This is a genomic window from Pseudomonas sp. KH_050 (genome assembly GCF_057838875.1).
In genome coordinates, this window is the sequence record NZ_CM174478.1 from 3,776,699 (window position 1) to 3,789,579 (window position 12,881).

General features: G+C 59.9%; 14 protein-coding genes and 1 pseudogene. 9 read left to right on the top strand and 6 right to left on the bottom strand.

Annotated features, from left to right (window positions below):
- Nucleotide 1: 1 nt before the first annotated feature.
- From AC3IUA_RS17115 to fabI, 4 genes are read left to right on the top strand one after another with little or no spacing between them, the layout of a single operon-like run.
- Nucleotides 2–1,075 (top strand): microcin C ABC transporter permease YejB, encoded by a 1,074-nt coding sequence (locus AC3IUA_RS17115; protein ID WP_489355624.1) that lies wholly within the window; start codon nt 2–4, stop codon nt 1,073–1,075.
- A 1-nt stretch (nt 1,076) separates the two neighbouring features.
- Nucleotides 1,077–2,096: an ABC transporter permease gene (locus AC3IUA_RS17120; RefSeq protein ID WP_489355625.1), complete on the top strand. Its 1,020-nt coding sequence runs from the start codon at nt 1,077–1,079 to the stop codon at nt 2,094–2,096.
- A 1-nt stretch (nt 2,097) separates the two neighbouring features.
- A complete protein-coding gene (locus tag AC3IUA_RS17125; RefSeq protein ID WP_489355627.1) occupies nt 2,098–3,708 on the top strand; it encodes an ABC transporter ATP-binding protein in 1,611 nt (536 codons plus the stop codon).
- Nucleotides 3,709–3,728: 20 nt separating this feature from the next.
- Nucleotides 3,729–4,523, top strand: coding sequence for an enoyl-ACP reductase FabI (gene fabI, locus AC3IUA_RS17130; RefSeq protein ID WP_489355629.1), 795 nt, complete (start codon nt 3,729–3,731; stop codon nt 4,521–4,523).
- Between the two features lie 118 nt (nt 4,524–4,641).
- Here the strand turns inward: fabI and AC3IUA_RS17135 are convergent, their stop codons facing one another.
- Both AC3IUA_RS17135 and AC3IUA_RS17140 read right to left on the bottom strand, forming a co-directional pair.
- Nucleotides 4,642–5,607 (bottom strand): GGDEF domain-containing protein, encoded by a 966-nt coding sequence (locus tag AC3IUA_RS17135; RefSeq protein WP_489355630.1) that lies wholly within the window; start codon nt 5,605–5,607, stop codon nt 4,642–4,644.
- A 56-nt stretch (nt 5,608–5,663) separates the two neighbouring features.
- Nucleotides 5,664–5,870, bottom strand: a pseudogene (locus tag AC3IUA_RS17140) (hypothetical protein); the annotation flags it as partial.
- Between the two features lie 434 nt (nt 5,871–6,304).
- On the opposite strand from AC3IUA_RS17140, the gene AC3IUA_RS17145 reads away from it, so the two are divergent.
- Together AC3IUA_RS17145 and AC3IUA_RS17150 are read left to right on the top strand one after the other, a co-directional pair.
- The gene (locus AC3IUA_RS17145) at nt 6,305–6,808 is read left to right on the top strand and encodes a VOC family protein (protein WP_489355632.1); all 504 of its coding nucleotides are present in this window, start codon (nt 6,305–6,307) and stop codon (nt 6,806–6,808) included.
- Nucleotides 6,809–6,845: 37 nt separating this feature from the next.
- On the top strand, nt 6,846–7,679 hold the full coding sequence (locus tag AC3IUA_RS17150; RefSeq protein WP_489355634.1) for an AraC family ligand binding domain-containing protein: 834 nt from the start codon (nt 6,846–6,848) through the stop codon (nt 7,677–7,679).
- A gap of 77 nt (nt 7,680–7,756) precedes the next feature.
- On the opposite strand, the gene AC3IUA_RS17155 is transcribed toward AC3IUA_RS17150, so the two are convergent.
- Nucleotides 7,757–8,344, bottom strand: coding sequence for a LysE family translocator (locus AC3IUA_RS17155; protein ID WP_489355636.1), 588 nt, complete (start codon nt 8,342–8,344; stop codon nt 7,757–7,759).
- A gap of 226 nt (nt 8,345–8,570) precedes the next feature.
- Here AC3IUA_RS17155 and AC3IUA_RS17160 point away from each other — a divergent pair, with 226 nt between their 5' ends.
- A complete protein-coding gene (locus tag AC3IUA_RS17160; protein ID WP_489355638.1) occupies nt 8,571–8,855 on the top strand; it encodes a hypothetical protein in 285 nt (94 codons plus the stop codon).
- 149 nt (nt 8,856–9,004) lie between these two features.
- On the top strand, nt 9,005–9,421 hold the full coding sequence (locus AC3IUA_RS17165) for a TIGR03067 domain-containing protein (RefSeq protein WP_489355640.1): 417 nt from the start codon (nt 9,005–9,007) through the stop codon (nt 9,419–9,421).
- A gap of 37 nt (nt 9,422–9,458) precedes the next feature.
- On the opposite strand, the gene AC3IUA_RS17170 is transcribed toward AC3IUA_RS17165, so the two are convergent.
- Nucleotides 9,459–10,229 carry a phytanoyl-CoA dioxygenase family protein gene (locus AC3IUA_RS17170; RefSeq protein ID WP_489355642.1) on the bottom strand — a complete coding sequence of 257 codons (771 nt, stop codon included), beginning with the start codon at nt 10,227–10,229 and terminating at the stop codon, nt 9,459–9,461.
- Between the two features lie 228 nt (nt 10,230–10,457).
- Here AC3IUA_RS17170 and AC3IUA_RS17175 point away from each other — a divergent pair, with 228 nt between their 5' ends.
- A complete protein-coding gene (locus AC3IUA_RS17175; protein WP_489355644.1) occupies nt 10,458–10,670 on the top strand; it encodes a DUF1059 domain-containing protein in 213 nt (70 codons plus the stop codon).
- A gap of 66 nt (nt 10,671–10,736) precedes the next feature.
- Here the strand turns inward: AC3IUA_RS17175 and AC3IUA_RS17180 are convergent, their stop codons facing one another.
- Both AC3IUA_RS17180 and AC3IUA_RS17185 read right to left on the bottom strand, forming a co-directional pair.
- Nucleotides 10,737–11,837: a polyamine ABC transporter substrate-binding protein gene (locus AC3IUA_RS17180; protein ID WP_489355646.1), complete on the bottom strand. Its 1,101-nt coding sequence runs from the start codon at nt 11,835–11,837 to the stop codon at nt 10,737–10,739.
- Between the two features lie 128 nt (nt 11,838–11,965).
- Nucleotides 11,966–12,781: a carbon-nitrogen hydrolase family protein gene (locus AC3IUA_RS17185; protein ID WP_489355648.1), complete on the bottom strand. Its 816-nt coding sequence runs from the start codon at nt 12,779–12,781 to the stop codon at nt 11,966–11,968.
- Nucleotides 12,782–12,881 lie beyond the last annotated feature (100 nt).

Here is a 12,881-nt window from a genome sequence, read left to right on the forward strand (position 1 = left end):
GATGCTGGCGTATATCTTTCGGCGATTGCTGCTGATCATCCCGACCCTGTTCGGCATTTTGCTGATCAACTTTCTGATCATCCAGGCCGCCCCCGGCGGCCCGGTGGAGCAGATGATCGCCAAGCTCGAGGGCTTCGAAGGCGCCACCAGCCGCATCGCCGGCGGCGGCGCCGAAGTCTCGGTGGCCGGCTCCAGCTACCGTGGCGCCCAGGGCCTGGACCCGGCACTGGTCAAAGAAATCGAGCATATGTACGGCTTCGATAAATCGGCGCCGGAACGCTTGTGGATCATGATCAAGAACTACGCCCGCCTGGACTTTGGCGACAGTTTCTTTCGCGACGCCAAGGTCATCGACCTGATCAAGGAAAAAATGCCGGTGTCCATTTCCCTCGGGCTCTGGAGCACGCTGATCATGTACATGGTGTCGATCCCGCTGGGGATCGCCAAAGCCACGCGGCACGGCAGCCATTTCGACGTCTGGACCAGCTCGGCGATCATTGTCGGCTACGCGATCCCGGCGTTCCTGTTTGCCATCCTGCTGATCGTGGTGTTCGCCGGCGGCAGTTACCTGGACTGGTTTCCGCTGCGCGGCCTGACTTCGAACAATTTCGACGAGCTGAGCTGGGGCGCCAAGATCCTCGATTACTTCTGGCACCTGGCACTGCCGGTGACGGCGTTGGTGATCGGCAACTTCGCGACCATGACCCTGCTGACGAAAAACAGCTTCCTCGACGAGATCAACAAACAGTACGTGATCACCGCCAAGGCCAAGGGCCTGACCCATCGTCGGGTGCTCTATGGCCATGTGTTCCGCAACGCCATGCTGCTGGTGATCGCCGGTTTCCCCTCGGCCTTCATCGGCATCTTCTTCACCGGTTCCTTGTTGGTGGAGGTGATCTTCTCCCTCGACGGCCTGGGCCTGATGAGTTTCGAAGCGGCGATCAACCGCGATTACCCGGTAGTGTTCGGCACTCTGTTCATCTTCACCTTGCTGGGGCTGGTGGTGAAACTGATCGGCGACCTCACCTACACCCTGGTCGATCCGCGCATCGACTTCGAAAGCCGGGAGCATTGAGATGACGCTTTCCCCCCTCAATCGCCGCCGTTTCGAACTGTTCAAAACCAACAAGCGCGGCTGGTGGTCGCTGTGGCTGTTCCTGATCCTGTTCGGCCTGAGCCTGGGCGCGGAGCTGATCGCCAACGACAAACCGCTGGCGGTGCATTACGACGGCGACTGGTATTTCCCGGCGCTCAAGCGCTACCCGGAAACCGCCTTCGGCGGTGAATTCCCGCTGGAAGCCAACTACAAGAGCCCGTACATCCGCGAACTGCTGAAGGCCAAGGACGCCTGGATCCTCTGGGCACCGATTCCCTACAGCTACCAGAGCATCAACTACGACCTGAAAGTCCCGGCTCCGGCGCCCCCCTCGGCCGATAACTGGCTGGGCACCGACGACCAGGGCCGCGATGTGCTGGCCCGAGTGATCTATGGCTTTCGGGTCTCGGTGCTGTTCGCCCTGACCCTGACCATCCTCAGCTCGATCATCGGCGTGATCGCCGGGGCCTTGCAGGGTTTCTATGGCGGCTGGGTCGATCTGGCCGGGCAGCGCTTCCTGGAGATCTGGTCCGGGCTGCCGGTCCTGTATTTGCTGATCATTCTCGCCAGCTTCGTGCAACCAAACTTTTGGTGGCTGCTGGGCATCATGCTGCTGTTCTCCTGGATGAGCCTGGTCGACGTGGTGCGCGCCGAGTTCCTGCGCGGGCGCAACCTCGAATACGTGCGCGCCGCCCGAGCGCTGGGCATGCAGAACGGCGCGATCATGTTCCGGCACATTCTGCCCAACGCCATGGTCTCGACCATGACGTTCATGCCCTTCATCCTCACCGGCGCCATCGGCACCCTTACCGCCCTGGATTTCCTCGGCTTCGGCCTGCCGCCCGGCGCGCCGTCCCTCGGCGAACTGGTGGCCCAGGGCAAGTCCAACCTGCAAGCGCCGTGGCTGGGCATGAGTGCCTTCGCCGTGCTGGCGATCATGTTGAGCTTGCTGGTGTTTATCGGCGAGTCCGCTCGCGATGCCTTCGACCCGAGGAAGTAAAATGAATCAGCACACTCTGATCGAAGTCCGCGACCTCTCCGTCGAATTTATCGCCGGCGAGCGCCGTCAACTGGCGGTCGAAAACGTCAGCTTCAAAATCAAGCGCGGCGAAACCCTGGCCCTCGTGGGCGAAAGCGGTTCAGGCAAATCGGTGACCGCCCATTCGATCCTGCGCCTGTTGCCCTATCCCCTGGCACACCATCCGACCGGCGCCATCCTGTATGCCAACCAGGATTTGTTGAGCCTCAGAGAGAAAACCATCCGCCACATCCGCGGCAACCGGATCGCGATGATCTTCCAGGAGCCGATGACCTCGCTGAACCCGCTGCATTCGATCGAGAAACAGATCAACGAAGTGCTCCACCTGCATAAAGGCCTGAGCGGCAAAGTCGCGACCAAACGCACCCTGGAATTGCTCGAACTGGTCGGCATCCCCGAGCCACACAAACGCCTCAAGGCCCTGCCCCACGAATTGTCCGGTGGCCAGCGCCAGCGCGTGATGATCGCCATGGCCCTGGCCAACGAGCCGGAACTGCTGATTGCCGACGAACCGACCACCGCCCTGGACGTGACCGTTCAGCTGAAAATCCTCGAATTGCTCAAGGAATTGCAGGCGCGTCTGGGCATGGCATTGCTGCTCATCAGCCACGATTTGAACCTTGTGCAAAGAATTGCGCATCGTGTATGTGTCATGCAGCGCGGTTGCATCGTCGAACAGGCATCGTGCGAAGAGTTGTTCCGCGCGCCGAAGCATCCTTACACTCGGGAACTGCTGGCAGCGGAGCCTCGCGGCAACCCGGCGGGCACTGTGGCCGGCGCGCCGTTGCTGGAAGTCGAGGACCTGAAAGTCTGGTTCCCGATCAAGAAAGGTTTTCTGCGCAGCACCGTCGATTACGTGAAAGCGGTGGACGGCATCAATTTCAGCCTGCCCCAGGGCCAGACCCTGGGGATCGTCGGTGAAAGCGGTTCCGGCAAATCCACCCTGGGCCTGGCGATCTTGAGGTTGATCGGCAGCAAAGGGGCAATCCGTTTCGAGGGCAAGCAGCTAGACTGCCTGACGCAGCAACAGGTTCGGCCGTTGCGACGGCAAATGCAGGTGGTCTTTCAGGACCCCTTCGGCAGCCTCAGCCCACGGATGTCCGTGAGCCAGATTGTCGGTGAAGGGCTGCGGATCCATAAGATGGGCACGGAGGCAGAGCAGGAACAAGCGATTATCGCAGCACTGGTGGAAGTAGGCCTGGACCCGGAAACCCGGAACCGCTACCCCCACGAGTTCTCTGGCGGGCAACGGCAAAGAATCGCCATTGCCCGGGCATTAGTGCTAAAACCGGCGTTGATTCTGCTGGACGAGCCCACTTCGGCGCTCGACCGGACAGTCCAGCGCCAAGTGGTGGAACTGCTGCGCAAGCTGCAAACCAAGTACAACCTGACATATTTGTTTATCAGCCATGACCTGGCGGTAGTCAAAGCGCTCAGCCACCAGCTGATGGTGGTCAAGCAGGGCCAAGTGGTCGAACAGGGTGACGCGCATAATATTTTTGCCGCACCGCAACATCCCTATACACAGCAGCTGCTGGAGGCCGCTTTCCTGGCCCCAACAGCTGTCGAATAACCTGAAGAGAGGAGCAACACATGGGTTTTCTCGCCGGTAAGCGCGTACTGATCGTCGGTGTCGCCAGCAAGCTGTCCATCGCATCCGGCATCGCTGCCGCCATGCATCGCGAGGGCGCTGAGCTTGCCTTCACTTATCAGAACGACAAACTCAAGGGTCGTGTCGAAGAGTTCGCACAAGGCTGGGGTTCCAGCCCTGAGCTGTGCTTCCCGTGCGACGTGGCCAGCGATGAAGAAATCGTCAAGGTCTTCGAAGCACTGAGCAAGAAGTGGGACGGCCTGGATTGCATCGTGCACTCCGTCGGCTACGCCCCGGGCGACCAACTGGACGGCGACTTCACCGAAGCCACCACCCGTGAAGGTTTCCGCATTGCTCACGACATCAGCGCCTACAGCTTCGTGGCCCTGGCCAAGGCTGGCCGCGAAATGATGAAAGGCCGCAACGGCAGCCTGCTGACCCTGTCGTACCTGGGCGCCGAGCGCACCATGCCGAACTACAACGTTATGGGCATGGCCAAGGCCTCCCTGGAAGCTGGCGTGCGTTACCTGGCCGGCTCCCTGGGCCCGGATGGCACCCGCGTGAACTGCGTATCGGCTGGCCCGATCCGCACCCTCGCCGCTTCCGGCATCAAGAACTTCCGCAAAATGCTGGCCGCCAACGAAGCGCAAACCCCGCTGCGTCGTAACGTCACCATCGACGAAGTCGGCAATGCCGGCGCCTTCCTGTGCTCGGACCTGGCGTCCGGTATCAGCGGCGAAATCATGTACGTAGACGGCGGCTTCAACACCACCGCCATGGGCAACCTCGAAGAGTAATGCCCCTGCTGTGAAAAAACCCGCCAATCGGCGGGTTTTTTTATGGCTGCAAGATCAAAAGATCGCAGCCTGCGGCAGCTCCTACACGGGCTGCGATCTTCTGGCGGCCCACGCAGGACTAGCGTTTTCTGAAAACCTGCTTATGGGTGTGTATCGCCCAGTCGACATCAGCCAGCAGCCCCTCGATCGATTCGTGACGCTGCAGGTCAAATTCGATCTGGCCGACGCTGAAGTGGATGGCGTAGCCGCGCTGCAAGGTCGAGTTACGCTCATCCAGAATCTTTTGCAGGCGCGCCATGATTAGCGAAGTCTCCACGAGATGGGAACCGGTGAGCAACGCCACGAATTCATCCCCCTCCAAACGGCCGACCACATCACTCTCACGAAATGCGATGCGAAGCACGTCAGCGAAGGTTTTAAGCGCGTTATCACCCTCGCCATGGCCGTACAGGTCGATGATCTGCTTGAAATCATCGAGATAAAAAAACAGCAGCGTCGCCGGTTTTTTCAACCGTTCACAGGCGCTCAACCCGTATTGGGCCAGGGCCTCGAAACCATGGCGATTGGACAGCAGCGTCAGTTCATCCATGCTCGCCACCTGCACTGCCGCCAACTCCTGCTCAGCCATGCGCGCAAGCTCACGTAACAGCTCGCGCTCTTGGTCGTCCAGTTGCCGGGGTTTGGTGTCGATCAGGCACAAGGTGCCGAGTGTGCTGCCATTGGCGGCGGTCAGCGGGCAGCCTGCATAAAAACGAACGCCTGGATCGCCGACTACCAGCGGGTTGTCATGAAAGCGCTCATCGTACTGCGCATCCGACACCATCAGGATGTGGTTCTCGAGGATCGCATGGCCGCAAAAAGAAATATCCCGCCCGGTTTCACTGGCCGCCAGCCCATCACAGGACTTGAACCACTGCCGGTCTGCGTCCACCAGACTGACCAGGGCGATCGGCACATTGAACACGCGCCTGGCCAAACGGGTCAGCCGGTCGAAGCGCTCCTCCGGGGAGGTGTCGAGGACATTCAACGAGCGTAAAGTCTCTACGCGGACACTCTCATTGACAGGTTTGATTGGGTTCAGCATCACGCACTCCCTTGGCATGTATGTTCCTTTGACTCAGTCCACACGCGAGTCTATTCCACAACACCCCTCTCACTTGGCCGGGTCGTCTCCAGGCCCGATGGCGAATCGCCGGGGATGTGGCAGTGCTGGCACCGCGGGCTCTGGAAGACATTCTGCACCGTGGTAAAGGCTGCCAACGCCGCCTCATTGGCGGCAAACAAGTCCGGGGCATAACCGCCCAGGCCGATTAGCATTATAGACCCGAGAAACAGGTGTCTTTTCATCTCACACCCCCGCCAGTTGCAGAGTAAGCATGGCTAGCGCCTCATGCCGATCGCAGGACTCACTGTGTCCTGGAGCTGCGTCGCTGTGATCCTTGCTGGCCTACGCGCGCATTGGGTTATCCATACAGCTAAGCGCACTTTGCTGCACCGGCCACCTTCATCGACCACCGGTCATGCATAGGCCGCCTCATCCGGGCAATGCCAGTCAGTCAAGAAAGGAAGGACCGAACGCAAAACCTGTGGCGAGGGGGCTTGCCCCCTCGCCACAAGTGCTCACAAGACTTTAGACTTTCGTTAACTGACTAACATTGGCTTCATCCAGGCGGCTTTTTTCACTCAGGGGCCAAGCGGCCTTTGTCGATCTACGGCACGGCCAGACAACTATCCGCGGGCTACGCTTTATCTCAGCGTCCTGCCGGAAGAGGAGAACCGCCATGCAACGCATTCAGAAGATCACCCCATGCCTGTGGTTCGACTACCAGGCCGAGGCTGCTGCCAACTTCTATTGCTCGCTGTTCGATCACTCGAAGATCACCGCCATGACTCACTATGGCAAAGCCGGATTCGAGGTTCACGGCCGGCCCGAAGGCTCGGTGATGACCGTCAGCTTCGAGCTCGATGGTCAGACCTTTACCGGGCTCAACGGCGGTCCGGTATTTACCTTCAACGAAGCCGTTTCGCTGCAGGTCAATTGCCAGACCCAGGAGGAAGTCGATCACTTCTGGAACAGCCTGTCCGATGGTGGAGACAAACAAGCCCAGCAATGCGGCTGGCTCAAGGATAAATTCGGTTTGTCCTGGCAGATCGTTCCGGTCGCCTTGATGGACATGCTGAAAGACCCCGACACGACAAAATCGCAGCGGGCCATGCAAGCCCTGTTGCAGATGAAAAAAATCGACATCGCCTCACTCCGGCAAGCCTTTGCCGGCGAGAGCTAATACACTCCAGGACCGGCCTGCCGATGGACGCCTGACGATGCCCCGAAACCCCGTGAAAGATGCCGACAAGTCGCCACGCTTCTGGCGTGACCCGGCCCTGCCGTTCATCGAAGCCCGCTCCATCGCGGACGGTCGCGAGGTCTGCTATGCCCGGCATTCCCACGAGCACTTTTCCATCGGTGCGATCACCGCCGGGCGCAGCACCTATATCCATGAAAACAGCCAGCTGCGGGTCGGCGCCGGTACCGTGGTGCTGATGAACCCCGGCGAAGTCCACGCCTGCAACCCGATCGACGACCAGCCCTGGTCTTATCGGATGTTCTACGTCGACACGCCGTGGCTCACCGAGCTTCAGCACCAACTGGGCTTCAGTCCGGAGCCGGGCTTTCGGGCCTTTTCCACCCCCCACAGCACCGACGCCCACCTGTATGCAGGGTTGAACCGGCTGTATGAGGTACTGGTCGACGAACAGCTCGAAACACGGCACAAACACAGAGCCGCGGTGAGGTTTTTTTCCGAACTGCAGCACACGCTCAACCCGGCAGGACTCTCCGGTCGCGAGGTCAACATCAAGCTGGAACGGGCCGCAGCCTACATTCGCGACAACTGCACCTCGGCCCTGAAGCTCGAAGACATCTGTGAGGCGGCAGAGCTATCGGCCTCTTACCTGATCCGCGCCTTCAAACAGCACTATGGCATGACGCCCCATGCGTACCTGGTCAACCGCCGCATCCAGTTCGCCCGGACGCAACTGCGCAGTGGCAAGTTGATTGCCGATGTAGCACTGGAGGCCGGGTTTGCCGATCAGGCGCATTTTCAACGAGCCTTCAAACAGCACCTGGCCGCGACGCCGGGGCAGTATCGGGGCTGAGCGCATCACAAGTACTGCACAAGACCCCCTCGCCACAGGGACTGCGTTCGACTTTTGAACTACCTTCCACAGTCCGCCTACGGCAACACCAAATAAACCGCACTCGCCGCCAATAACAACGCCATCAACCGATTGAACAAGCGCATGCCCTTGGGATTGCCCAGATAGTGACGCAGAAAAGTCCCGGCATAAGCCCAGCACCCCACCGACACGTAGCAGACCACCAGATACACCGCGGCAAACTTCCAGACCAGCGATGCCTCGCCATTCGCCGCGAACGCCCCCATCCCCGCCACGCAGGCGAGCCAGGCTTTCGGGTTGAGCCATTGCATGAGCGCACCGTAGAACATCGATGGCGCCCTGCCCGTGCCGTCCGTGTTCAGTTGACCATTGTCGACCGCCAGTTTGAAGGCCATGAACAACAGAAACGCCACCCCGGCCAGTTGCACCACACGCGTCAGCGACGGCCAGAGCAGCAGCACTTCATGCAAGCCCAGGCCCATCAGCACCAACAACAGGACGAACCCGAGGGTCGCGCCGGCCACATGCCGCAGGCTGGCGCGAAAGCCGAATTGCGCGCCCGAACTCAAGGCGACGATATTGACCGGTCCAGGGGTAATCGAGGACGCCAGCGCAAACGCGGCCATGGAAACAATCAAGCTCATTGCACACCTTCTTCATATCAGCAGGGTTAATCCAGAGCTCAAGTTAAAGAGCGCTGCGCCACCTGTATTGAAGAAAATACCCCTGGCAACCTGATGGCGAACGAGCCACAGCGGCCACGGTCTAACACTGAAGGGATCGTGACCAATCAAGGGCCTTCGGCCTGTTTCACTCCATTAATCAGGCTGCGAATCCCTGTCCCGCATTCACTGCGAAGGAGATTTTCAGATGGTTACCCACTACCGGACCGCCGGCCATCTAGCCTGCGGTCGCCACGGCGACAACCTCATTTCCACCACTGAATTTGCGCGGGTGAAATGCCGCAGCTGCCGCAACACCGACGCCTTCAAGAATGCTCGAAAAGACAGCCGCAACGCAGCGCGCAGGGCTGCACGCAAAGCCAAGGTCGCTCACGCATCGGTTGACTGGCGCGCATCCTGGATGCAAAGACTGGCTGATATGCCTGGTCAGCAACGCCTCCCTAGAGGCTTCAGTGGTCAGCCTTACGTCTAGCTTCACTGGACACCTTCAAGGCCCCGATGAGCGCTGCCCATCCAGACGGGTAGCCATCGTCGGCGCCAACAAGGTATTTTCCAGTCCGCAGGACGCCTGCATCGCAGAGCGTCACGTCACGTCACGTCACGTCAATAAAAGGAATTGAGATGTCTGGTTTTTTCAACCCTCAGGACGACACCCGCAGCGAAATGGACCTGCATGCACTGCAAGGTCCCTGGAAACAAGTCGCCCTGGAAGACAGCGGCGTGTTGAACCCGCCGGATGAACATGGAGCACCTGGCGCGCTGACCACCATAGCGGGCCACCAATTCACCGTGGTCACCCCAGAAGGCACTGTGCTGCTGGCCGGCAGCTTTACCCTCGATGCGTCCACCACGCCAAAATCCATTACCTGGATCGATTCGATGGGTGCGGATCAAGGAAAACAGCTGCCCGCCAGCTACACCCTCGAAGGTGATCATTTCGTCTTCATTGCCGGCGATGAAGGGTGCGCCAGACCCACCGAGTTCCGCACCCGACAGGGTGAAACAATGCGCACATTCATTCGCCAGCGAGCTTCCTGAGCCCTACCCGATAATCGAGGTTGCCTGCCCAGCCAGTTCAGTCATATTCAGCCTCCAGATGATCGCCCAGCAGCCGCAACTGGCGCGGCGTGGCGGCGGCCAGCACTTGAGGATTGAAGCGCCAGTGCAGGTATGGTGCGAATTTCTGCGCCACCATTCGCCGGCCGTAATGCACCTGCAACAGGTAGCGGGTGCGGTCGGGGGTCCGGTTGTTGCTGCCGGCGTGCCATAGTTCGCTGCGAAACATCAGGGCGTCGCCGGCCTGGCACAACACAGGTTGTGCCAGGCGGCCTTGCCACTGGGTTTCGCCGACAACCGGCGCGCGTCCGGCGCGGTGGCTGCCGGGGATCACGCGGGTCGGGCACAGGTCGGCGTCGATATCATCCAGGTAGAGGTGAACCGTGCAGATCTGCATCGGCAACAGGAAACCCGGATCGGCCAACAGGTCGGGTGGCAACTCCATCACCAGATAATCCAGGTGCAGTGCCAGGCCGGTGAAGCCGGGGTGACTGCGCCAGGCTGTCTGGCCGATCAGGTGGCAATCGTCGCCGAGGGCTGCTTCGGCCAACTCGATGATCCCGGGCAGGTCGAGAAACGGCAGCCACAGCGGGTCGCGATTGAACACACAGGCGTAATGATCGAGCAGACCGCTGTAGTCCCAGTGTTGAGGCTTGAGGTGATCAATAGCATTGCGCAGGGTTTCAATCTGCAGGCCATTCAGCACCTTGGGCAACAAGACAAAGCCGTCTCTGTGCAAGGCCCGCAGACGCCTGCTGGTCAGGCGTGGCGAAACTTCAGTGGTGGCCATGGCAGGCACCCCGGCAAACGCAATTCATTGCAGGCATCCTTGCACGGCGCGGGTTATCGCGCCAAGTACCCTCGGGTCGGCTCAAACCAGCCGATTCCTCCCCTGGCATATACTTCAAGTACCGAAACTCACTCGATGCGCCACGCCGTCGTATCCAACGTATCCGCGCAGCGTACCCAGTGCTCGCTCGCCAGGCGCCGCAGCCTGCCGTCACCGGAGGAGACCACCATGACCCGCAAATACATCGATTGCCGCGAATTCCCGAGCGCTATCAAGTGTTCGGTCGCGCTATCGGCAGACTCCGAAAACGAACTGCTCGAGGCAGCCGTGCAGCATGCGGTGGCTGCGCATAAGCACACCGATTCGGCGGAACTGCGCGCGCAGCTCAAGCAGCTGTTTCACGACGGTACGCCGCCTGTCGAAGCACCACGTCAAGCGTGATCTATCAGGCTCCTCGTTGCAGTACACATGTATTCACAGTCTTTAAAAGAGGTGTAGATAGCCCGATCAACTGCCGCTCTTGACCTTGCTCCACACCCGGGTACGTACACGTTCCAGTTTCAGCGGTAATGGCTCGAGCGGGAACAGTGTGCCCAGTACCTCTTTGCTCGGATAAATGTCAGGGTTGTTGCGAATCTTCTCCTCGACCAGCGACCTGGAATCCTTGTTGGCATTCGGGTAGTTCAGGTAGTTGGACGACTGAGCGATCACTTCCGGGCGCAGCATGTAGTTGATGAACGCCAAGCCTTGCTTCGGGTTGGGCGCATCGTTGAGCAATACCATGCTTTCCACCCACACCGGTGCGCCTTCACGGGGGATGCTGTAGCGAATCTTGCGACCATTGCCGGCAAACTCTGACGATGTTTTGGCGTCCTGGACTCCCCCCGCCCAACCCAGCACCACACAGACGTTGCCGTTGGCCAGGTCAGTGATGAATTTCGATGAGTCGAAGTAACGGATGTGCGGACGCAACTTCAGCAGCAATGCCTCGGCCTTGCGGTAGTCTTCCGGGTTCTGGCTATTGTGGGGCAGTCCGAGGTAATGCAACGCGATCGGGATGATCTCGCCGGGCGCGTCCAGCATCGCCACCCCGCACTGGCTCAACCTGGCCAGGTTCTCCTCCTTGAAGATCAAGTCCCAAGAGTTCACCGGCGCGTCCGGGCCGAGGATCGACGCTACCTTGTCCGCGTCATAGCCAATCCCGGTGGTGCCCCACATGTACGGAGCCGCATAGCGATTGCCCGGATCATTGCTTTGCAACTTGGCGAGAATCTCCGGGTCGAGATGAGGCCAGTTGGATAATTGCGTCTGATCCAGCTCTTTGAGCACACCGGCCTTGATCAGGTTCGGCAGCAGGTCGCCGGTGGCAACCACGACGTCGTAGCCGCTGCGACCGGCCATGAGTTTGCTCTGCATGACATCGCTGTTGTCGAACACGTCATACATCGCACGGATGCCCGTCTCCTTCTGGAAGTTTTTCGTCGCATCCGGAGCGATGAAGTCGTACCAATTGTAGATATTCACCTGGGCCTCGGCGGCGTCGGCTTGGGCGAGACTGAAACTGAACACTGAAGCCAGGGCCAGTTGCAAACAGCGGATCGCAATCATCTGGATACTCCAGAGCGGTAGCGGCATGTCCGTAGACAAGCGCTGCGCCTGCTAATGTATGGATTGTTATGGCAGGGTCGACATCGGCGAGATCGAAGACCTGTTGTTGTCCGAATGACTGGCGCGGGTCAGGGAATCAGCAGTTCGCGACGACCGTCCGGGTGTTCGACATGTTCACCCGCCAGGAACAAACGCCGGTCGCTGAGGTAATCGTAATCGCGGCGGGCAGTCTTGAGCTGATCGAGATCCAGATGGACCGCCTGCCGACACTCTTCGCGCCCGGCTTCATACAACACCCGGCCGAACGGGTCGATCGCCGCGCTGCCGCCAGCGAACACCAGGCCGTCATCGCCTTCTCCCACTCGATTCACCATGACGGCAAACGCCTGGTTCTCCTGTGCCCTGGCCATGATCGCGGTGCGATGGACGGGGCCGTAAGGGTCCATGTTGCCGTTGGTGACGATGATCAGCTCGGCGCCCAGCTGGGCCAGGGCACGGCTGCTTTCCGGCAGCTCGATGTCATAACAGATCAGGATCCCGACCCGCACGCCCTTCCACAGCGCCGTGACATAGCGGTCTCCCGGGCAAAACACCCCGCGCTCCGATGGCCACAGGTGGGTCTTGCGGTAGCGTAAGGCGATACCTTCAGGCGTCACTAACACGGAGGTATTGTAAAAGATACCGTCATCATTCTCGGCGATGCCGACCACCACCGAGACATTACGCTCGCGCACCACTTGCTCGATGGCGTGCAAGGTCGGGCCATCCAGGGGTTCGGCAACGCTCGCCAATTGCCCGGCATCGACGAACCCCGTCAGGTGGGTTTCCGGGAAGACCAACAGATCCGTGTCAGCCGCGCAGGAAGCGATGGCCTTTAAGGTACGCCCCAGGTTATAAACTGTATCGCCGTCACGGCCAGCCAGCTGCACCAATTCAATCTTCATCTCTGTTCCTTGCACAGGTTAATCAAGAGCCCGATCTGCAAACAGCACCCGCCAGGGCTGGGCAGAGTATGGGGCGCCGCACAGCGGCAAGAAATGACAT